This is a genomic window from Duganella sp. GW822-FHT06D06 (assembly GCF_058799615.1).
On record NZ_JBXALQ010000014.1, the window covers coordinates 141,436 to 162,850 of the forward strand.

The 21,415-nt window shown below is 62.9% G+C and carries 15 protein-coding genes; 13 read left to right on the forward strand and 2 right to left on the reverse strand.

What is annotated here, in order from left to right:
* The first annotated feature begins 63 nt into the window (after window positions 1-63).
* The 10 genes from AC1RMD_RS23160 (at window position 64) to AC1RMD_RS23205 (ending at window position 14,480) form a co-directional block, all read left to right on the forward strand.
* Complete coding sequence (locus AC1RMD_RS23160; protein WP_492929784.1) at window positions 64-2,919, forward strand: TonB-dependent receptor; 2,856 nt, start codon at window positions 64-66, stop codon at window positions 2,917-2,919.
* Window positions 2,906-4,204, forward strand: a complete 1,299-nt coding sequence (locus AC1RMD_RS23165) for a BNR repeat-containing protein (RefSeq protein ID WP_492929786.1) — start codon at window positions 2,906-2,908, stop codon at window positions 4,202-4,204. The genes AC1RMD_RS23160 and AC1RMD_RS23165 overlap by 14 nt, the downstream gene beginning before the upstream one ends.
* 103 nt (window positions 4,205-4,307) lie before the next feature.
* Window positions 4,308-5,459, forward strand: coding sequence for a glycoside hydrolase family 88/105 protein (locus AC1RMD_RS23170; protein ID WP_492929788.1), 1,152 nt, complete (start codon window positions 4,308-4,310; stop codon window positions 5,457-5,459).
* 9 nt (window positions 5,460-5,468) lie between these two features.
* On the forward strand, window positions 5,469-6,731 hold the full coding sequence (locus AC1RMD_RS23175) for a DUF2264 domain-containing protein (protein WP_492929790.1): 1,263 nt from the start codon (window positions 5,469-5,471) through the stop codon (window positions 6,729-6,731).
* Window positions 6,732-7,000: 269 nt separating this feature from the next.
* Complete coding sequence (locus tag AC1RMD_RS23180; RefSeq protein WP_020704481.1) at window positions 7,001-7,621, forward strand: TetR/AcrR family transcriptional regulator; 621 nt, start codon at window positions 7,001-7,003, stop codon at window positions 7,619-7,621.
* Between the two features lie 54 nt (window positions 7,622-7,675).
* Complete coding sequence (locus AC1RMD_RS23185; RefSeq protein WP_492929792.1) at window positions 7,676-9,466, forward strand: acyl-CoA dehydrogenase C-terminal domain-containing protein; 1,791 nt, start codon at window positions 7,676-7,678, stop codon at window positions 9,464-9,466.
* 18 nt (window positions 9,467-9,484) lie between these two features.
* Entirely contained in the window at window positions 9,485-11,884 is a 2,400-nt protein-coding gene (locus AC1RMD_RS23190) for a 3-hydroxyacyl-CoA dehydrogenase/enoyl-CoA hydratase family protein (RefSeq protein WP_492929794.1), read from the forward strand.
* A gap of 56 nt (window positions 11,885-11,940) precedes the next feature.
* Window positions 11,941-12,390, forward strand: a complete 450-nt coding sequence (locus tag AC1RMD_RS23195; protein ID WP_492929796.1) for a PaaI family thioesterase — start codon at window positions 11,941-11,943, stop codon at window positions 12,388-12,390.
* Window positions 12,391-12,433: 43 nt separating this feature from the next.
* Window positions 12,434-13,630 (forward strand): acetyl-CoA C-acyltransferase, encoded by a 1,197-nt coding sequence (locus AC1RMD_RS23200; protein WP_492929798.1) that lies wholly within the window; start codon window positions 12,434-12,436, stop codon window positions 13,628-13,630.
* A 70-nt stretch (window positions 13,631-13,700) separates the two neighbouring features.
* Window positions 13,701-14,480: an enoyl-CoA hydratase gene (locus AC1RMD_RS23205; protein ID WP_492929800.1), complete on the forward strand. Its 780-nt coding sequence runs from the start codon at window positions 13,701-13,703 to the stop codon at window positions 14,478-14,480.
* A 60-nt stretch (window positions 14,481-14,540) separates the two neighbouring features.
* On the opposite strand, the gene AC1RMD_RS23210 is transcribed toward AC1RMD_RS23205, so the two are convergent.
* Window positions 14,541-16,724 (reverse strand): hypothetical protein, encoded by a 2,184-nt coding sequence (locus AC1RMD_RS23210; protein WP_492929802.1) that lies wholly within the window; start codon window positions 16,722-16,724, stop codon window positions 14,541-14,543.
* Window positions 16,725-16,796: 72 nt separating this feature from the next.
* Window positions 16,797-17,828, reverse strand: coding sequence for a lipocalin-like domain-containing protein (locus tag AC1RMD_RS23215; RefSeq protein ID WP_492929804.1), 1,032 nt, complete (start codon window positions 17,826-17,828; stop codon window positions 16,797-16,799).
* Between the two features lie 120 nt (window positions 17,829-17,948).
* Between AC1RMD_RS23215 and AC1RMD_RS23220 the strand changes: the two genes are divergently transcribed.
* From AC1RMD_RS23220 to AC1RMD_RS23230, 3 genes are all read left to right on the forward strand, one after another.
* On the forward strand, window positions 17,949-19,019 hold the full coding sequence (locus tag AC1RMD_RS23220) for an SGNH/GDSL hydrolase family protein (RefSeq protein ID WP_492929806.1): 1,071 nt from the start codon (window positions 17,949-17,951) through the stop codon (window positions 19,017-19,019).
* A gap of 108 nt (window positions 19,020-19,127) precedes the next feature.
* Window positions 19,128-19,724 (forward strand): PEP-CTERM sorting domain-containing protein, encoded by a 597-nt coding sequence (locus AC1RMD_RS23225; RefSeq protein ID WP_492929808.1) that lies wholly within the window; start codon window positions 19,128-19,130, stop codon window positions 19,722-19,724.
* Between the two features lie 89 nt (window positions 19,725-19,813).
* Window positions 19,814-21,388 (forward strand): alpha/beta hydrolase family protein, encoded by a 1,575-nt coding sequence (locus tag AC1RMD_RS23230; protein ID WP_492929810.1) that lies wholly within the window; start codon window positions 19,814-19,816, stop codon window positions 21,386-21,388.
* Window positions 21,389-21,415: the final 27 nt, after the last annotated feature.

A 21,415-nucleotide genomic window follows, 5' to 3' on the forward strand; every position in this document is an offset into this window, starting at 1 on the left:
GTGGCGTGAAAAAAAACTACATAGTGAACTTTTAGATTGTTGCATACAACAACGGGGGAAATAATGCGTAAAAAACTACTCGCTACTCTGCTGCCGCTGGCGCTGGCGGCGGCCTACGGGGCGGACGCCGCCGCGCAGAATGTGGCGGCACCGGCCGCACCTGCCGCTCCGGCGGAGGGCGCGGCCGAGCCGGTCACGGTGGTGGTCACCGGCTTCCGCTCCAGCCTGCAAAAAGCCTTGAACCTGAAACAGCAGGCGATCGGCGTGCGCGATTCCATCGTGGCCGAAGACATCGGCAAATTCCCTGAGGCGAATATCGCCGAATCGCTGCAGCGGGTGCCCGGCATCATCCTCAACCGCGACGAAAGCTCGGGCGAAGGCCAGCGCATCTCGATCCGCGGCCTGCCGACCGAATACTCGGTGACCACGCTCAACGGCGCACCGGTCAACACCACCTCCACCAGCACCATCGGCAGCGCGGCGCGCGGCTTCAACTACGACGTGTTCGCGTCGGAACTGTTTGGCCGGGTCGACTTCTACAAGTCGCCGCTGGCCGAACTCAGCGAAGGCGGCCTGGGCGGCGTGGTCGACCTGCAAACCCCGCGTCCGTTCGACAATCCCAAGCGCACCATCCGCTATGCGCTGACCGAGTCGTACAACACCATGTCCAAGCACGCCGACCCGATGGGCTTCGCGCTGTTTTCCAACACCTGGGGCCACTGGGGCTTCCTGGCCGGCGTGTCGCATTCGTCCAGCACCAACAACCGCTCCGGCTTCGAGGCGACCGGCGGCTACAACAGTTCGGCGCGCGGCAGCCAGAGTCCGGTCAAGGGCAACTTCGCGATGCAGCTCGACTATGACGACCCGCGCGCCAACCTCGGTGGCTACAGCCGCAGCCAGATCGACAACGCGCTGCTGCCGCGCATCTACCGCTTCTACGGCTCGGCCAACGAGCGCACCCGCGACGGCCTGGTGTCGTCGCTGCAATACAAGACCGCCGACCTGAACCTGAGCCTGGACGTGCTGGGCTCCAGGCTGACCAACAGCCGCGACGAGATGTACATGGGCCTGCTGATCCGCAACAGCAAGACCACCAACCGCGCCGCGCCGGCCGGGCAGAACGGCCACAGCGGCCTGGTGCCGCTGAACGTGCACATCGATCCGGGCTCGAATCTGCTGACCGGCACTTTCGGCAACACCTCGTACAGCAGCGGCGTCACCTACAGCGAAGACGAAACCAAGTTCGGCTATGCCGCGCTGAACGGCCGTTGGGCCGCCAGCGACAAGCTGGTGCTGACCGGCCAGTTGAGCGGCAACAACAGCAACGCCGTCAGCTACCAGGACACCTTGTCGGGCCAGATCTTCGGCGTCGACTCCAGCATCGACTACGGTTCCGACCACGTCTATCCATCGCTGTCGTCCACCGCCAGCTACACCGACCTGAACAACTACCAGGGCTTCGGCGTCGGCACCACCTGGACCCGGGAAACCGACAAGGGCAAGCAGGGCCGGCTGGTGGCGGACTGGGACTACAAGCTGCCCGGCGACTGGAGCGGCCACCTGAAGACCGGCCTGGTGTATGTGGAAACCACCAAGGGCATCGCCAAGCGCAACGGCACCAGCGCCGCCACCGCCAAGCTCAACGGACTGGGCAACGCCGGCATGCGCGGCCTGATGACCACCACGCTGCCGGTCGACAACCTGGACATGGGCGCCGGCTGGCCGCACGCCTGGGGCACGTTCACCCGCGCGTCCACCTTCTCGACCTTCGATCCGCTGGCCTACAACTCGGAAGCGACCTTCACGCCGGCGCAAAGCTTCGGCGCGACGGAAAAAGTCTCGACCGGTTTCATCCAGTCCGACTTCAAGGGCATGGTCGGCGGCCACGAGCTGCGCTTCAACGCCGGCGTACGCTACTCGCGCACCGAAACCGGCATCGACAACTTCAAGCAGCAGGGCGCCAGCCTGGTCTACGCTTCCAACCACGAGCAAGGCACCTACAGCAATGTGCTGCCGGCCTTCAGTGCGGCACTGGACCTGACCGACAGCCTGATGTGGCGCGCCTCGTGGGGCAAGACCGTGAGCCGGGCCTCGCTGTCGATCATCGCCGCGCAGACCGTCATCCCGAATCCGTTCGACAACTCGGCCACCGCCGGCAACGCCAGCCTGAAGCCGCAGCAGTCGAAGAACCTGGACACCAGCCTGGAGTGGTACTTCCAGCCAGGCAGCCTGCTGTCGGGCGCCGTGTTCCAGAAGAAGCTGACCGACGCCACCGTGGCCAACACCAGCAACACCACCTTCGGCGCGCTGGGCTTGCCGGACACGGCGCTGGGCGCGATCTTCCAGGATGCCAACGGCCGCGTCGACCCGAGCCTGCCGATGACCTTGCGCAGCTTCACCAACGCCGGCGAGCAGACGCTGAAGGGCTACGAGCTGTCCTACCAGCAGGCGTTCACCTTCCTGCCGGAACCGTTCAAGGGCCTGGGCGCGCTGGCCAGCTACACCCACATCGATCCGTTCAACAGCGCCAAGTGGATCACCAACGCCGGCCAGGAGATCGCGGTCAACTCGGTGCCCAAGTACGCCTACAGCACCACCGTCTACTATGAACGGGGACCGTTGGCGCTGCGCATGTCCTACAACTACAAGGGCCGCTCGCTGCATCCTGACAATCCGCGCAACCTCGGCGACGACTTGATCCGCTGGCGCGCGGGACGCGGCTACCTGGACGCCAACATCAGCTACAAGATCAACGAGCAGCTGGAGTTGCGCATCGACGGCATGAACCTGTCCAACACGCTGGCCTTCGACTACTTCGAGGACGCCAGCGGCCAGTACGGCAGCGGCAAGAAAACGCGGATGGACTACGCCAAGTACGACGGCCGCAGCGTCAAGGTTGGTCTGCGTGGCAAGTTCTAAGTCTCTGTTGCTGCTGCTGGCCTGCGTGGCCTGCGCGGCGCGGGCCGGCGCCGCCGGTCCCGCGCGCGTGGTCGACGTCGCGCCGGGCTGGGCCAACAATTCGGTCAACGCCGTGGTGTTCCGCAAGAACTCGCTGGTGTCGGATGGCGATATGCAGTACATCGCCTTCTACGACCGCGATGCGGCCGTGGTGCTGGGCAAGCGCAAGCTGGGCGGCAAGCGCTGGACCTTGCGCCGCACGCCGTATCGCGGCAACGCGGCCGATGCGCACAACAGCATCAGCATCATGGTCGACGGCGCCCACTATCTGCACCTGGCGTGGGACGTGCACAACCAGCGCCTGCGCTATGCGCGCGGCACCCGGCCGGGCGGGCTGGAGCTGACGGCGGAAATGGCGATGCTGGGGCGCGACGAGGAGTCGGCCAGCTATCCGGAGTTCTTCCGTTGCCCGGACGGCGGCCTGCTGTTTCTCTACCGCGATGGCGGCTCCGGCCACGGCAATCTGGTGATGAATCGCTACGACGTGGCGAGCGCCAGCTGGACCCGGCTGCACAGCAAGCTGATCGGCGGGGAAGGGCGACGCAGCGCCTACTGGCAGGCGTTCGTCGACCGCGCCGGCACCATCCACCTGTCGTGGGTGTGGCGCGAATCGCCGGACGTGGCCAGCAACCACGACATGGCCTACGCCCGCTCGCGCGACGGCGGCCTGACGTGGGAACGCAGCGGCGGCGAGCGCTACACGTTGCCGATCACGGCCGACAGCGCCGAGTACGCAGCGCGCATTCCGCAGAACAGCGAGTTGATCAACCAGACCTCGATGGCGGCCGGGGCCGACGGCCAGCCGGTGATCGCCAGCTACTGGCGCGCGGCCGGCTCGGCGGTGCCGCAGTACCACTTGCTGTACCGCGACGGCGGCGCGTGGCGGCAGCTGGACCTGGATTTCCGCCGCACGCCGTTTTCGCTGAGCGGCCTGGGCACCAAGGCGATACCGGTGTCGCGGCCGCAGATCATGGTGGATCGTCATAGTGCCCTGCTGGTGTTCCGCGACGCCGAGCGCGGCGACAAGGTTTCGGTGGCCAGCATCGCCGATCTGCGCCGGCCGCGCTGGACCGTGCGCGACCTGGGCACGGCGCCGGTGGGCGCGTGGGAGCCGTCGTTCGATACCGAACTGTGGCGGCGTCGCGGCGAGCTGCACCTGTTCGTGCAGGACGTGCGGCAGCTGGACGGCGAGGGCGCGTCCGCCGGCGCGTCGTCGCCGGTGCAAGTGTGGCAGTGGAAGCCTTGATGTGGTTGACAGAGCACTCCAGACCGGGTCCCCTTCATGGTTCCCGGGTGTTTATGCCGAAGGCGGCCCGCCTGCGCCTTCGGCCCTTTTTTCCAACGGTCCCATGAACTTAAAAAAATACGCGCAAGGATTTTTGCTGTTGCTGGCGTTTGCTGCGGGCGGCTGCGCCACGCGGCCAGTCGACAACGCGGCCATCGGCGGCAGCCGGGCGGAAGTGATCGCCATCATCGACCAGGTCAACGGCCACTGGCAGCGCAGCACGCCGGCGCAGCAATGGGCGTTCTGGCATGTGGCGGCCTACCAGACGGGGAATATGGCGGCCTACCAGGTCACCCACAACGAGGACTACCGGCGCTATGCCGAAACCTGGGCCGCGCACAACCAGTGGATGGGCGCGCGCTCGCCTGACAAAAGCCGCTGGCAGCTGAGCTATGGCGAAACCGACGAGCACGTGCTGTTCGGCGACTGGCAGATCTGCTTTCAGACCTATGCCGACCTGTACCAGCTGGAGCGGGACCCGCGCAAGATCGCCCGCGCCCGCGAAGTGATGGAATACCAGATGAGCACGCCGCGCGACGATTACTGGTGGTGGTCCGACGGCCTGTACATGGCGATGCCGGTGATGACCAAGCTGTACAAGATCACCGGCGACCGTAGCTACCTTGACAAGCTGCACCAGTACTTCGAGTACGCCAACCGCATCATGTACGACCCGGCCGAGCGGCTGTACTACCGCGACGCCAAGTACGTCTATCCGGCGCACGCCAGCGTCAACGGCAGGAAGGACTTCTGGTCGCGCGGCGACGGCTGGGTGTTCGCCGCGCTGGCGCGCGTGCTGGACGAGCTGCCGGCCGACGATCCGCACCGCGCGCAATACGTGGCCCGCTTCAAGGACATGGCGCAGGCGCTCAAACGCGCCCAGCAACCGGAAGGCTACTGGACCCGCAGCCTGCTCGATCCGCGGCACGCGCCGGGGCCGGAGACCAGCGGCACCGCCTTCTTCACCTACGGCTACCTGTGGGGCATCAACCATGGCGTGCTGGCGCGCGACGAATTCCTGCCGGTGGTGCGCAAGAGCTGGCACTACCTGAGCAAGGTGGCCCTGCAGGCGGACGGCCGGGTCGGCTATGTCCAGCCGATCGGCGACCGCGCGATACCGGGGCAGGTGGTGGACCAGGATTCCACCGCCGATTTCGGCGTCGGCGCCTTCCTGCTGGCGTCGGCGGAACTGGTACGCTTACTCGATCAACAATAAGGGGACAAGATGGAACGTCGTAACTTTATGCAGGCGGTGCTGGCCGGCTCGGCCGCCACCGGTTTGATGGGCAGCGGCGCCGTCGCCGCAGCCACCAGCGCGCCTGCCGCCGGCGGCGAGCGCGCCTACATGGCCGGCCTGCTGCACAAGATGGCCGAGCCGGTGCTGTCGAATATGGCGCAAGGCAAGCTGAAGAAGAATTTCCCGCTTGAGCTCAGCCCCACCTGGGACGGCCGCGACCAGGGCGTGACCTATCTGGAATGCTTCGGCCGCCTGATCGCCGGCGCCGCGCCGTGGCTGGCGCTGCCGGAAGACGGCACGGCAGAGGGCAAGACCCGCAAGCGCCTGCAACAGCTGGCGCTGCAAAGCTACGCCAACTCGGTCGATCCGAAGAACCCGGACTACCTGTTGTGGAAGGGCCCGGAGCAGGCGCTGGTCGATTCGGCCTATTTCACCAACGCCCTGATGCGGGCGCCGAAAGCCTTGTGGGAACCGCTCGACAGCGTGACCAAGCAGCGCATCGTCGCCGAGATCAAGAGCTTGCGCCGGGTCGATCCGCCGTACACCAACTGGCTGTTGTTCGCCGCCATGAACGAGGCGTGGCTGATGTCGATCGGCGAGCAATACGACCAGATGCGCATCAGCCTGGCGGTGCGCAAGATCAACGAGTGGTATGCCGGCGACGGCTGGATCAAGGATGGCGACGCCTTCCACTTCGACTACTACAATTCCTACGTGATCTACCCGATGCTGGTGGAGATCCTGGAAGTGCTGGCGCGGGCCAGGACACCTTTCTGGGGCGGCAATTCGGAAGAGCTGCTGGCGCAGGCCGTCAAGCGCATGCAGCGCTACAGCGAGCACCTGGAGCGCTTCATTTCGCCGAGCGGCACCTATCCGCCCATCGGCCGGTCGCTGACCTATCGCACCGCCGTATTCCAGCCGCTGGGCCTGCTGGCCTGGCGCAAGCAGTTGCCGGCCAGCCTGCCGGCCGGGCAGGTGAGGGCGGCGCTGCACGCGGCGCACCAGGTCGTGTGGTCGGAGCCCAGCAACTTCACCCGCGATAGCTTCCTCACCATCGGCTTCGTCGGCCATCATCCGGAGCTGGGCGACTGGTATTCCAACAACGGCAGCATGTACATCGCGTCCGCAGGATTCCTGTCGCTGGGCTTGCCGCAGGACGATCCCTACTGGACCGCGCCGGCGCAGGACTGGACCCAGAAACTGGCCTACTCGGGCCGCCAGTTTCCCAAGGATTATCCGGTCAAATACTGAGCTGCGGCCACCGTTGTCCAGCCATCCCACACCCCTGCCATAGCGCCACGCTGTTGCCGAAAGTTGTTCCTCTCGGCAACAGCGCTGTTGCGTCGCGATAATAGAACGCCACCTCTAACGGTACTGTTTGACTTTTACCCCTCGCTGGATAATAGTACGAGCGTTCGCAATTCTTTTCACACGGAGTAAATTCAAGTGGAGCAGAATACTCTTTTCTCCACATGAATGTTACCTTGGGAAGCAATCTTATTAATACCTCAACTAAATTTATGCGTAAAGGCGAACTGACACGCGCGGCAATCCTGGATGTGGCGCTGGATTTGGCCAGCCGGGATGGCCTTGAAGGCCTGACCATTGGATTGCTCGCGGACAAGATGAACATGAGCAAGTCGGGCGTGTTCGCGCACTTTGGTTCACGTGAAGATTTGCAGTTGGAAGTACTGAAGCTGTACCACCATCGTTTCGAGCAGGAAGTGTTCTTCCCCAGCGTCAAAGAGCCGCGCGGCATCCAGCGGCTCAAGTCGATGTTTGCGCGCTGGGTCAAGCGCGTCAGCGTGGAAGTGGCCTCGGGCTGCATCTATATCAGCGGCGCGGTGGAGTATGACGACCGTCCAGGTCCGATCCGCGAAGAGTTGATGGCGATGGTCGGCGCCTGGCAGGGCGCGCTGCTGCGCTGCGTGAAGCAGTGCGTCGAATGCGGCGACCTCAAGGCAGACACCGACCCGCAGCAGCTGGTGTACGAGATGTACGGCCTGATCCTGGCACTGCACCACGATGCGCGCTTCCTGCGCATCCCGGGCAGCCTGGGCCGGGCCGGCACCGGCTTCGAGCGCTTGATCGAAACCTACCGTAATCCGCAAACGCCGTCCGCGGTGGTGGCGCAGCAATAACGTAAAAAACACATTTCACATCGTAGTCATTACAAAAGTCATCAGGAGAAAATCATGGGTCAATACGTCGCGCCAATCCGGGATATGCAATTCGTTCTGCACGAATTCCTGAAAGTGGAAGAAGAACTGAAGTCGCTGCCGGATTACGCTGAAGTCGATGCCGACATCATCAACCAGGTACTGGAAGAAGGCGGCAAATTCACCGCCGAAGTGCTGTTCCCGCTGAATCACTCGGGCGACCGCGAAGGCTGCAAGCACGACGCAGCGACCCACACCGTGACCACGCCTAAAGGCTTCAAGGAAGCGTACCAGCAGTACGTTGACGCGGGCTGGGGCGCGCTGGCCTGCGATCCGCAATACGGCGGCCAGGGCCTGCCGGTTGTGCTGAACAATTCGTTCTATGAAATGCTGAACTCGGCCAACCAGGCCTGGACCATGTACCCGGGCCTGTCGCACGGCGCCTACGAGTGCCTGAAAGAACACGGCACCGACCACCAGAAGGAAGTCTACCTGCCCAAGCTGGTCTCCGGCGAATGGACCGGCACCATGTGCCTGACCGAACCGCACTGCGGCACCGACCTGGGCATGCTGCGCTCGAAAGCGCTGCCGCAGGAAGACGGCTCGTGGCTGATCACCGGCAACAAGATCTTCATCTCGGCCGGCGAGCACGACATGGCCGAGAACATCCTGCACCTGGTGCTGGCCCGCGTGCCGGACGCACCGGAAGGCTCGAAAGGCATTTCGCTGTTCCTGGTGCCTAAGTTCCTGCCGAAATCAGACGGCACGGTCGGCGAACGCAACCCGATCACCTGCGGCGCCATCGAAGAAAAGATGGGCATCCACGGCAACTCGACCTGCCAGATGAACCTGGACGGCGCCCGTGGCTGGATCATCGGCCAGCCGAACAAAGGCCTGAACGCCATGTTCGTGTTCATGAACGCGGCCCGCCTGGGCGTGGGCATGCAGTCGCTGGGCCTGACCGAGATCGCGTACCAGAACGCGCTGATCTACGCAAAGGACCGCATCCAGATGCGTTCGCTGTCGGGCGTGAAGAATCCGGAAATGCCGGCCGACCCGATCATCGTCCACCCGGACGTGCGCCGCATGCTGTTGACCGGCAAGGCCTACGCCGAAGGCGCGCGCGCCTTCACCTCGTACGTGGCGCTGCAGATCGACCGCGAACTGCACCACCCTGACGCAGAAGTGCGCAAGGAAGCCGCCGACGAAGTCGCGCTGCTGACCCCGATCATCAAGGCCTTCATCACCGACAACGCCTGGATCGCCACTTCGGAAGCGATGCAAGTGTTCGGCGGCCACGGCTACATCTCCGAATGGGGCATGGAGCAGTACGTGCGCGACGCCCGTATCAACCTGATCTACGAAGGCACCAACACCATCCAGTCGCTGGACCTGCTGGGCCGTAAGATCCTGGGCGACAACGGCGCCAAGCTGCGCAAGTTCGGCGAGAAGATCAAAGCCTTCGTGGAAGACAACGGCACCGACGAAGCGATGAGCGAATTCGTCACCCCGCTGGGCGACCTGGGCGACAAGGTCACCAAGCTGACCATGGAAATCGGCATGAAAGCCTTCCAGAACCCGGACGAAGTCGGCGCGGCATGCGTACCTTACCTGCGCGTGGTCGGCCACATGGTGTACAGCTACTTCTTCGCACAGATGGCGAAAATCGCCCTGGCCAAAGAAGACAGCGGCGACAATTTCTACAAAGCCAAGCTGGCCACGGCGCGCTTCTACTTCGCTCGCCTGCAGCCAGAAACTGCAACCTTGATTCGCCAGGCACGTTCGGGCTCCGCCAACCTGATGGCACTCGACGCCGACCTGTTCTAAGAACTTAAAGGAAACGACATGACCAATTTCATCGTTAAAAAAGTAGCCGTGCTGGGCGCCGGCGTGATGGGCGCGCAAATCGCCGCTCATTGCGTCAACGCCAAAGTGCCAGTCGTACTGTTCGACTTGCCTGCCAAGGAAGGTGCCAAGAACGGCATCGTGCTGCGCGCCATCGAGAACCTGAAAAAGCTGTCGCCTGCACCACTGGGCAACAAGGACCACGCTGCGCTGATCGAAGTAGCCAACTACGAAGACGACCTGGCCAAGCTGGCCGAGTGCGACCTGATCATCGAAGCCATCGCCGAGCGCATGGACTGGAAGCACGACCTGTACAAGAAGGTCGCTCCGCACATCGCCGCCAACGCGATCTTCGCCTCGAACACCTCGGGCCTGTCGATCACTAAGCTGTCCGAAGGCTTCGACGCCGACCTGAAATCGCGCTACTGCGGCGTGCACTTCTTCAACCCGCCGCGCTATATGCACCTGGTCGAGATCATCCCGACCGAGTTCACCAAGCCGGAAATTTCCGACCAGCTGGAAGGCTTCCTGACCACCACCCTGGGCAAGGGCGTGGTTCGCGCCAAGGATACGCCTAACTTCATCGCCAACCGCGTCGGCGTGTTCGGCATCCTGGCGATCGTGCACGAAGCCGAGAAATTCGGCCTGTCGGTGGACGTGGTCGATGACCTGACCGGCGCCAAGCTGGGCCGCGCCAAGTCGGGCACCTTCCGCACCGCGGACGTGGTCGGCCTGGACACCATGGGCCATGTGATCAAGACCATGCAGGACTACCTGCCGAACGATCCGTTCGCCGCCGTCTACAAGACCCCGGCCGTGCTGGCTGGCCTGGTGGAAAAAGGCGCGCTGGGCCAGAAATCCGGCGCCGGCTTCTACAAAAAAGTTGGCAAGGAAATCCAACGCCTGGACTTCGCCACCGGCGAATACGTCACCGGCGGCGGCAAGGCTGCCGACATCGTTGCCCGCATCCTGAAGGAAAAAGATCCGGTCAAGAAGATGAAGGCCCTGCGCGAATCGACCAACCCACAAGGCCAGTTCCTGTGGGCGATCTTCCGCGACGCTTTCCACTACATCGCGATCCACCTGGACACCGTGGCCGACAACGCGCGCGACATCGACTTCGCCATGCGCTGGGGCTTCGGCTGGAACGTCGGCCCGTTCGAAACGTGGCAGGCAGCCGGCTGGTCGCAAGTGGCCACCTGGGTCAAGGAAGACATCGACGCCGGCCACGCACTGTGCAACGCACCGCTGCCGGCCTGGGTGTTCGAAGGTCCGGTCGCTGAAAAAGGCGGCGTCCACACCGCTGAAGGTTCGTGGTCCGCAGTATCGAAATCGTTCGTGCCGCGCTCGTCGCTGGCCGTCTACGACCGTCAGGCCTTCCGCGCACCGGTACTGGGTTCGGGCGCCATCGACGGCCGCACCGCCGGCACCACCGTGCATGAAGACGACGACGTGCGTCTGTGGCACTCGGGCGACGACGTGCTGGTGATCTCGCTGAAGACCAAGATGCACGTGATCAGCCCGGGCGTCATCGCCGGCTTCCGCAAGGCACTGGCCGAAGCGGAGAAGAACTTCAAGGGCCTGGTGATCTGGAGCGCGGACGCGGCCGACGGCGGCGCGTTCTCGGCCGGCGCCGACCTGCAATCGGCACTGCCTGCGTTCATGCAGGGCGGCGCGAAAGCAGTCGACCCTATCATCCGTGAACTGCAAGACACCTTCATGGCGATGAAATACTCGAACGTGCCGGTGGTGGCCGCTGTGGCTGGCCTGGCGCTGGGCGGCGGTTGCGAAATGGCGCTGCACGCGTCGAAGCGCGTGGCCTCGATCGAATCGTACATCGGCCTGGTGGAAGTGGGCGTAGGCCTGATCCCTGCGGGCGGCGGCTTGAAAGAAGCGGCAGTGCGCGCGTTCAAGGAAGCCAAGGGCACCGACATCCTGCAATTCCTGAAAACCGGTTTCACCAACGCCGCTACCGCCAACGTGTCGAAGTCGGCACTGGAAGCGCAGGCCATGGGCTACCTGAAAGAAGACGACGTGATCGTGTTCAACCCTTACGAGCTGCTGCACGTGGCCAAGGTGGAAGCGCGCGCCATGTTCGACAAGGGCTATCGTCCGCCGCTGAAGACCCCGGTGCAGGTGACCGGTCGCTACGGCTGGGGCACCATCAAGGCCCAGCTGGTCAATATGCGCGACGGCGGCTTCATCTCCGCCCACGACTTCAAGCTGGGCGAGATGATCGCCGAGATCGTGTCGGGCGGCGATATCGACCAGGGTTCGTTCGTGAGCGAGCAGTGGTTCCTGGACATGGAGCGTAAAGCCTTCCTGGAACTGCTGAACCATCCGAAGACCCAGGAACGCATCATGGGCATGATGCAGACCGGTAAGCCAGTCCGCAATTAATCGGTATGTCGATCCTGAAACTGGTATTCAAAGTTCTACTGCGCGTGAGGCCAAGCATGGTGTATGACCGTATCAGGCAACAAATGATGGACACCTTGCCCTTCGTGCGTTTGCTGGGGATCAGGATCGACGAGATCGGCAGCGGCACTTCGAAAGTGTCGATGCCGGAGGACCCGAAGCTCAATAACCACCTGGGCACGCAGCACGCCGGGGCCTTGTTCACGCTGGCCGAAACGGCTTCCGGCGCGGCCATGGCTGGCGGCTTCGCGGAGCTGATCCTGGGCTTGCGCCCGGTCGCCAAGGAATCGCGCATCCAGTACCAGAAAGTAGCCAAGGGCGCCACCCGCGCCGAAGGCCGCGTCCCTGGCGACCTGGCCGCGCTGAAGGCCGAGCTGAAAGAGCAGGGCAAGGTGGCGTTCCCGGTGGAAGTCGACATCTTCGACGCCGCCGGCACGCTGGCCGCACAGGTTCAAGTGGATTGGTATTTATCCGAGAAGCGGGCGTAATCGTCCCGCTAAGTCTTCGATCAAAAATTTTCGAAAGAACAAAATGAGCAAACAAATTCAAGACGCATACATCGTCTCTGCCACCCGCACCCCGATCGGCAAGGCGCCGCGCGGCATGTTCAACAAGACCCGCCCGGACGACCTGCTGGTGCGCGTGCTGCAATCGGCCCTGGCGCAAGTGCCTGGCCTGGATCCATCGCTGATCACCGACGCCATCATCGGCTGCTCGTTCCCGGAAGCGGAACAGGGCTTCAACATCGCCCGTCAAGCGGTGCTGCTGGCCGGCCTGCCTAAGACCATCGGCGGCGTCACGGTCAACCGCTACTGCGCATCGGGCATCACCGCGCTGGCCATGGCCGCCGACCGCATCCGCGTGGGCGAAGCCGATGCGATGATCGCCGGCGGCGTCGAGTCGATGTCGATGGTGCCGATGATGGGCCACCACCCATCGATGAACCTGAACATGTTCACCGACGACAACGTCGGCATGGCCTACGGCATGGGCCTGACCGCTGAAAAAGTGGCGACCCAATGGAAAATCTCGCGCGAAGCGCAGGACGCGTTCGCCGTCGAATCGCACCGCCGCGCCATCGCAGCGCAGCAGGCCGGTTTCTTCAAGGACGAGACCACCCCGGTCGAGATCATCACCCGCACGCCTGACCTGGCGACCGGCGAGATCAAGATCAAGACCCGCACCGTCGACACCGACGAAGGCGCACGCGCCGATTCGACCGTGGAATCGCTGGGCAAGCTGAAGCCTGTGTTCGCCGCCAAGGGTTCGGTCACCGCCGCCAACTCGTCGCAGATGTCCGACGGCGCCGGCGCGCTGCTGGTCGTGTCGGAGAAATTCCTGCGCGAGCACAACCTGACCCCGCTGGCCAAGTTCTCGTCGTTCGCCGTCAAGGGCGTACCACCGGAAATCATGGGCATCGGTCCTAAATTCGCGATTCCAGATGCGTGCAAAGCCGCCGGCATCACCCAGGATCAACTGGACTGGATCGAACTGAACGAAGCGTTTGCGGCACAGGCACTGGCCGTCATCGGCGACCTGGGCCTGGATCCGGCCAAGGTCAACCCAATGGGCGGCGCGATCGCCCTGGGCCACCCGCTGGGCGCAACCGGCGCGATCCGCGCCGCGACCGTGGTGCACGCACTGCGCCGCAACAACCTGAAATACGGCATGGTCACCATGTGCGTCGGCGCGGGCATGGGCGCGGCTGGTATTATCGAACGCGTGTAAGCTAAGCACGGAATCATAAAGAAGGGCGCTGCGGTTCAACCACGGCGCCCTTTAATCATTTGGAGATCACATGGATATTTTGAGCAGCAAGACCGACGGCGTGCTGACGCTGGAATTCAACCGCCCTGAGCGCAAGAACGCGATCACCTCGGCGATGTACCAGAGCATGGCCGACGCCATCAACGAAGCGGAGCAGGACGCCGCCGTGCGCGCCATCCTGATCGTCGGCAAGCCGGAGATCTTCACCGCCGGCAACGACCTGGAAGACTTCATGAAGTCCGCGCGTCCGGCCGACGGTTCGGGCATCGAAGAGCGTTCGGTCTACAAATTCATGATGGCGCTGAGCGGTTCGACCAAGCCGGTGGTGGCGGCGGTGGCCGGCGCGGCGGTCGGCATCGGCACCACGCTGCTGATGCATTGCGACCTGGTCTACGCGGCCGACAACGCCAAGTTCTCGATGCCGTTCGTGCAGCTGGGCCTGTGCCCCGAGTTCGCATCGAGCATCCTGCTGACGCAGATCGCCGGCTACCCGCGCGCCGCCGAAAAGCTGATGCTGGGCGAAGCCTTCCTGGCGCAGGAAGCGTTGGAGATGGGTCTGGTATCGAAGATCGTGCCGGCCGCCGAGCTGCGCGCCTTTGCCGAAGGCCAGGCCGCCAAGCTGGTGGCGCTGCCGGCCAGCTCGATCCGCGCCACCAAGCAGCTGATGAAGGCCGCCCGCAAAGGCCCGGTGACGGAAGCCATCGCCGCCGAAAACAAATTCTTCGGCGCCATGCTGGCCGCCCCGGAAGCCAAGGAAGCCTTCACCGCCTTCTTTGAAAAGCGCAAGCCGGACTTCAGCAAGTTCAACTGATTTTCGGATAACTGCGGGGGGGGCGGTGACACCCCTCGGCAGTTGTCGCATCAGTTTGATTTACCAGGCAGGGCGTAGCTGCAAACGAATGACGACAGTTCGGTCTCTCCCCCGATGACCATAATCCTCACTCGTATCTGAGCTGTTTGCGCCACGTGCAAAAAGGGCTTTCACCAATATTGCTCCCTTTGCCGACGCTTCCAAGCTTGTCGCGACGTTCTTGGCGCGCGCAGCGGACAGCATAAGATTTCCATCTCTGCTGCCTGGATTTGGCCTGCAGCCCGCAATGACGATCGATTCCCGAATTTGGTTGAAATACACGCAAGGCGAGGTTTGAACAGCCAGCGCCTTGCCGCAATTGGGATATTTCGACTTTGGCTTTGAGGCATAGCCACTTACTGTTGCATCGAAATGTACATGATTTTTAGCCGCGTACTGCGCCACTTCAGCGGAAACTGAAGACAGCTCGCTTGTGATGTCAGCGCTGCACTGATCATCCTTAAATAATTTTTCAGTGTTGAAGCTGAAAACGTAATCCCGACCATCCATCAGGCAGCCGATATTCTTATTGCTAAATTCAGCACTCGAACAAAGCGACTCCCTTTTTTCCGGTACCGAAGCCGGAGGGATATTGATGACAGGCGCCACCGTATTGCTGGGGCTAAAGGTGTTGACATTGCTGATGCGGACGTTGGCGGTCAGGACAGCGAATGCCTGACTGACTGCTTGCGCCGAAGAGGACACTGTAACGTGGTTCGCGATGGCATTTGCGCGCGTTGAAGTCTGGTCTTGTTCCAGTCCGCTTACCAGCAGGGACGGTGTCGCGCGTGCCGCATCGTCGATGACTCTTGCTGTGGCTGTCTCTGCCAACTGTACTACGGTCGCTTCATCAACCGGTTCCATTGCAGGGACGATAATCGACGGAGTTGTGTCCTCGGGTTTGATGCGTGCCTTTACTTTGGCGTCCATCTTTTGAGTGAGGAGAAATTGCCGAGCCGCCCATTCGTTGGCGACATACACGCCGAGCGGTGAGGGGCTGGGAATTTTTGTCGTGTCCGGCGGGACATGATCGGCATCTTCGCCGCTATCCGTCATCAATGCATAAGACTTCACGACCGGACTCGATTGCAAGACCACCGTCGAAGCGCCATCAGTCGGCTGTGTCCCGGGTAAGCGCTTTTCTGGCGAGGTGGGATTTTTTGAATTGTCCTTGATGTCGGTGATAAACATGGTATCGACCAGTTCCGTCAACATTGAAAACTGAGTTTCTCGTTGCAGATTGTCGCAAGCTGCGCGCCGCATTTCCCACATAAACTCTTGAACCAACTTGTCGATGTCCGGTTTGATTTCTTGGTTTTTTTTGAGCGCCTCAAGCCTGGCTCGATAAACGTCACCGATTTTTTTCTTGGCGCCGTTAACTGCGCCTTGTATGTTCGGACCAAATGCAAGGTAGCCTATGCTGACAGCGCCGTAGCCCTGCTGGTCCAGCTTGTTGATCACGGCGTCGGCAGGGCGCAGGGCGCGGTGCAGCAGCTCCAGACTGTGTCGTGCGCTGTGGCTCACGATTTGGTTGCGCAGGTCATCGCTGATGGCGATGCGATAGTCGCCAGCAAGGAGGCGCTCAAATTGTTCAAGTTGAGCCCGGAAATTTGAATCCCATGCCGCCAGTTCTGTCATGGCGTCCTGGCTGAAGAGATTTCTGTTGTCTTCCAGCTTGGTACGTAGAGCGGTCAGGGCGTCCCGTAGATTTTTGAGTAAAAGTCCGGCTTCGGATTTGTTGAGTTCAATGAGCTCTTTTGCTGTCGGGGCGAAGTCATGCGCCGCACGTCCTTTTTGAAAGGTGCACAGGAGTTCCTCTTCCTTGGCTGCTACCGCAGTCTTCAGCATTTTGAGACGGTTGGCCACAGCATCGTAGGCGCATTTGATTTCCTCAACGGCAGCCGCGGTTTCAGGCTTTAGTTCCGGCGAAGGGAAACCCAGACCTTCGTATTTGGCTTTGATCTGCCGATATGCGCACAGAGGCAGTAAGCCATCCGTATCGATCAATGTGCAGGACCCGATGTTCCCCAAGTGAGCGGTCAAGCTATTGCTTGGGTGTGATGCGGTTGGCGGGAGAGGATCTTCAAGTACCTGCCTGCACTGCTCGGACACGTCAACACGCTGCTGTATGGAATCGCTCAGGCCGGCACATCCTGTCAACAGCCCAATCGTAATCATTGACCACATGGAAGCATATCTGAGCATGATCCTCTCCTTTCGGCAAGACGCAGTTCAGCGGGCCTGTCCCGCCGCAGAAAAATAATCAGGACCGGACCGCTACTCGAACAGATGTTGTTCGTTCCACGCGGTTCCGTGCGCCGGCTTGTCATGGTAGCGGCCTTCAGCAACCGCGACGCCTTCATAGACCTGCGAGCCCGGTATCTGGGGATTCCAGAATTCCTGGTCCGACACCAGGCTCTTGACGATGAACTCGGCGCGTAACGGCGGAATTTCAACTTTCACATTCGGGAAGTAGGTGGCGCCGCTTGGGCTTTTCCACGCCGGGCTCAATGGTGTAACGAGCGCATCGTGCGAGAACCTCGATACACCATCCAGGCCCAGCACCGTGACATTGGCCTTGACCGTTTGATTCTCGATGATCTTGACGTCCGGGCCGGTGAAGACGGAAAGACATGTGCCGTCGTTCAGCGTAATGTCCTGCAATATCCATCGGAAGGACTTTCCAGGCCAAGCACCGTACTCATGGTCCATCCACGTTGTTCCATGCACCTTCATGGCGTTGTCATTGATGGCTATCCTGCCGCTCGCCTCCAGCTTGGGAAACGAGTAGTAGAAGTTATGGCGCTCAAGCGGCGTTTTCCCCTCCGGGTCGACCACCGGGGATCGACCGTCGCCAAACACCTGTAGCGCCGGAAGCTTGGCCACGAAGTTGAGGTCGAAGTCTATCTTGGTATTGAAGGTCGCATCCTTGAACTGGGCTTTGACGTTCATGGAGAGTGGCGTTTTATCTGCGCTCATGGCGATCGATCCCGACTGGCCAGCCGGACCGACGTTGACGGCCCACGGTTTCGACGTGTCTGCCTGCGCCCAATTATCGTTCCAGGGAAATCCATTCACGGTTTGATAGTGACGTTTTTCCTGCACGTCGGTGAGCATGATGTAGGCCAGCAGGAAGTGCGGGTCCGCCCCCTTCGGCGCAAAACCGGCCGCATTGATTTCAAATCCGAATACGCGTTCTTCATGGCGCAGGGTGCCGATATGCCACCACCACTCCGCGTGGACCGGGACGTTGCCCACATGGTGACGGTATTGGTCCGCAGGCAAATGGATATATGATTCGCTAGTCATGATGATTCATTCCTCTCTTCGGTGTGTCGCAGAAAAGTCGATGGAAAATCCAATGCAGCGATCGATTGTATTGCTATTTTTTTATCCAATACTCTCGAATAAACACAATTCAGGATCAGGATGAAATTCAAGACAGTTTTGGCGGCGTTGTTGTTGGCTGGGCAGGCGTGGGCCGGGGTGGCGGTCCAGCCGGATGACGCGCGACTGCGGTACACCGGACGCATCGACTTTGCCGACCGCGCACGGCCCAAGCTGTCGTGGCCCGGCACCAGCATTGAAGGCAACTTCAGCGGCGCCAGCCTGGCGGTCAAGCTGGACGACCAGCACGGCAAGAACTTCTTCAACGTCTTCATCGATGGCGACCTGGCCAGGCCGGTGGTCATCGAAGCCGTGCAGGGCGGCAAGACTTACGCGGTGGCCGGCGGCCTGGGGCCGGGTGCGCACCGCTTCCTGATCACCAAGCGCACCGAGGGCGAGGAGGGCGGCACGCTGTTCCAGGGACTGGAGCTGGCCGATGGCGGCAAGCTGCTGCCGCCGCCGGCGCGCAAGCGGCGCCGCATCGAGTTCTTCGGCGATTCCATCACCACCGGCATGGGCAACGAGTCGCCGGACGACGGGCCGGACCATCTGCTGAAGGACAAGAACAACTTCATGGCCTATTCGTCGATCACGGCGCGGGCGCTGGACGCGGAGGCGCACATCATTTCGCAAAGCGGCATCGGCGTGATGATCAGCTGGTTCCCTTTCACCATGCCGGATTTCTACGACCAGCTGAGCGCGGTCGGCAACAACGACAGCCGGTGGGACTTCGGTTCGTGGACGCCGGATGTGGTGGTCGTCAACCTGTTCCAGAACGACCGCTGGCTGATCGACCGCGAGCAGCGCCTGTCGCCGGCGCCGGACGACGCGCAACGGGTGCAGGCCTACCGCACTTTCGTGCGGAAGCTACGCGCGCGCTATCCCAAGGCTTACATCGTGTGCGCGCTGGGCAGCATGGATGCGGTGCAGCAGGGTTCCAAGTGGCCCGGCCATGTGCGCGCGGCGGTGGACCAGATGCGGCAAGGCGGCGACCGGCGGATCGACACCATCGTGTTCCCGTGGACCGGTTTCGGCGGCCATCCGCGCGTCAGGCAGCACCAGGCCAACGCGGCGCAGCTGACGGCCTTGATCCGCCGGAAACTGGGGTGGTGAGCGCAGGTATCGTGATGCCAGTGTCGCGCCCGCGAGACGCTCGGACTTGCACCAAGGCGAGCTGATGCTATTCTGTTCCTCCTGTCCTATCAATTCAAAGGAGTAGCGATGAAAGCTCTTGCGATTGCGCTGGCCTGCATGGCCTGCGCCGGCGCAGCACTGGCCGACAACGTGGCGCTGAACGGCGCCGTCACCTTGACCGGTAGCGGCTTCGGCAACAGCGACGGCTGGGGCGGCGGCGCGCTGGCGGCCGCGTCCACGGTCACCGACGGCGTCTACCTGCCGATCGGCACCCAATGGAATAGCGGCACCGTGTTCTGGACCGGCGACGTCGGCGCCGACACGCTCATGGTCACGCTGAACCAGGCCGCCCTGGTCAGCCAGCTCAAGCTGCAGGGCGACAACGACAACAACTATCTGATCCAGTATCGCGACACCGCCAACGTCTGGCACGACGCCGCCGTGATCGCGCCGAACCGCTCCTGGGGGCAGGACAACGGCAGCGTGACGCTGTTCGTGCCGGTGGCGGCCACCGCCTTCATGATTTCCGGCGCCACCGGCGCCGGCGACAACCATTTCTCCGTGTCGGAATTCGAAGCCGTCGGCAGCGTGATCCCGGTGCCCGAGCCGGCAAGCTACGCGATGCTGGGTGCCGGCCTGGCCATGCTGGGCCTGATGGCGCGCCGCCGGCAGCGGCGTTCCTGAGCGTCTACCTTCCGGCACATGCGCGTCCATGAGGACGTCTCCAGAATGCAGGCTGGTTCAGTGTCGAACCGCCTCATTCAGGAGACCTCATGGACAAGTCAGGCTGCACTCTTATTCTCGCCGCGCTGGCCGCGCTGCTCGGCGGCTGCGGTAGCGGCGGTAGCGCACCGGTAGCGGCGGCGCCGCCGATCTCGGCCCCCCTCACGCCCACCGCGCCCACCGGCGTGACCGACACCTCCGGCGCGCGCGGCGCCTTGCTGCTCAATCCGCCACCGTTGGAACAGTCGCTCGACCCCGCCGGCCTGACGCAGGCGCTGGGCCGGCTCGGCACGGCGGGCGCGCAAATCCTCAGCGTCGCCGGCCAGCCCAAGTGCAGCATCGATTTCCACCACTTCGAGTACAGCACCGTCGGCGCGGCCGGCGAAACCACCACCGCCTCCGGCTCGCTGATGGTGCCCAACGGCACAGATCCAGCTTGCAGCGGCAAGCGCCCGCTGCTGATGTACGGCCACGGCAGTTCGGCGCTGCGCAACGTCCGCCTGGGCACGCTGACGCCCGGCGCGCCGTATGCCGAAACCAGCGCCACCGCGGCCGCGCTGTACGCGGCGCAGGGCTACATCGTGATCGCGCCCAACTATGCCGGCTACGACAGCTCGACCCTGAACTACCACCCGCACCAGGTGGCCGAGCAGCAGGCCAAGGACATGATCGACGCGCTGACTGCCGCCCGCAAGGCCTACCCCAAGCTGCCGCACCCGGTGCAGGAAAATGGCAAGCTGTTCCTGACCGGGCATTCCGAGGGCGGCTATGTGATGATGGCCACCCACCGCGCCCTGCAGGCGGCCGGCGTCAGCGTCACGGCGGCGGCGCCGATGAACGGCCGCTACGCCGAGAGCGCCAGCTACGAAGCCACGCTCGGCTCGGCGGAAGGGCGGCGCGGCCTGAGCCAGCTCTACGGTATCGCCATGCTGGAGTTCCCGCTGCAGTTCACCGCCTGGCAGAAGGCCTACGGCAATCTGTATGCGTCGCCGAGCGAGCTGTACCAGCCCGGCTACGCGGCGTCGATGGAGACGCTGGCGCCGACCCTGGTGCCGGTCGCCACCCTGATCGCGAACGGCAAGCTGCCGCCGCATCTGCTGGCCAACGACTTGCCGGGCTACGCCGGCCTGCCGGCGGTCGAACAGGCGGCGTATGGCGCGCCGGCGCAAAGCCTGCTCAAATCGTCCTATGTGGCGGCGCTGCTGGACGATATCGCCGCCCATCCGTGCCCGGCGACGTCGGCCATCGCGCCGCTGGACTGCGCCTCCCGCCATCCGATGCGCAACGCCTGGTTCAAGAACGACCTGCGCACCTGGGTGCCGACCGCGCCGGTGTTGATGTGCGGCGGCCATGGCGACACCAAGGTGCCGTTCGCCAACGCCACGCTGACGCAGGCCTACTTCAGCGCCCACGGCGTCGGCGCCGGCCTGGTGACGGTGCTCGATCTCGACACGCCGGTGCTGGCCGGCGATCCCTACGCCGGCGCCAAGAATTTGTTTGCGGAGGCCAGGCGGCTGGTGGTCGCCGCCAACGGCAATCCCGCCGACCCGGCCTACTACCACGGCTACATGGCCTTCGCCGGCTGCAACGTGGCGGCGCGCGATTTCTTCAAGGCCTACCATTAGGCTGCTTCATCCACGAACCATCCGATT

Bases quoted from the DNA above. Each gene is read 5' to 3' on its own strand.
- AC1RMD_RS23160 (WP_492929784.1), top strand. From the start codon at position 64: ATGCGTAAAAAACTACTCGCTACTCTGCTGCCGCTGGCGCTGGCGGCG.
- AC1RMD_RS23170 (WP_492929788.1), top strand. From the start codon at position 4,308: ATGAACTTAAAAAAATACGCGCAAGGATTTTTGCTGTTGCTGGCGTTT.
- AC1RMD_RS23175 (WP_492929790.1), top strand. From the start codon at position 5,469: ATGGAACGTCGTAACTTTATGCAGGCGGTGCTGGCCGGCTCGGCCGCC.
- AC1RMD_RS23180 (WP_020704481.1), top strand. From the start codon at position 7,001: ATGCGTAAAGGCGAACTGACACGCGCGGCAATCCTGGATGTGGCGCTG.
- AC1RMD_RS23185 (WP_492929792.1), top strand. From the start codon at position 7,676: ATGGGTCAATACGTCGCGCCAATCCGGGATATGCAATTCGTTCTGCAC.
- AC1RMD_RS23190 (WP_492929794.1), top strand. From the start codon at position 9,485: ATGACCAATTTCATCGTTAAAAAAGTAGCCGTGCTGGGCGCCGGCGTG.
- AC1RMD_RS23195 (WP_492929796.1), top strand. From the start codon at position 11,941: ATGGTGTATGACCGTATCAGGCAACAAATGATGGACACCTTGCCCTTC.
- AC1RMD_RS23200 (WP_492929798.1), top strand. From the start codon at position 12,434: ATGAGCAAACAAATTCAAGACGCATACATCGTCTCTGCCACCCGCACC.
- AC1RMD_RS23205 (WP_492929800.1), top strand. From the start codon at position 13,701: ATGGATATTTTGAGCAGCAAGACCGACGGCGTGCTGACGCTGGAATTC.
- AC1RMD_RS23210 (WP_492929802.1), bottom strand. From the start codon at position 16,724: ATGCTCAGATATGCTTCCATGTGGTCAATGATTACGATTGGGCTGTTG.
- AC1RMD_RS23215 (WP_492929804.1), bottom strand. From the start codon at position 17,828: ATGACTAGCGAATCATATATCCATTTGCCTGCGGACCAATACCGTCAC.
- AC1RMD_RS23220 (WP_492929806.1), top strand. From the start codon at position 17,949: ATGAAATTCAAGACAGTTTTGGCGGCGTTGTTGTTGGCTGGGCAGGCG.
- AC1RMD_RS23225 (WP_492929808.1), top strand. From the start codon at position 19,128: ATGAAAGCTCTTGCGATTGCGCTGGCCTGCATGGCCTGCGCCGGCGCA.
- AC1RMD_RS23230 (WP_492929810.1), top strand. From the start codon at position 19,814: ATGGACAAGTCAGGCTGCACTCTTATTCTCGCCGCGCTGGCCGCGCTG.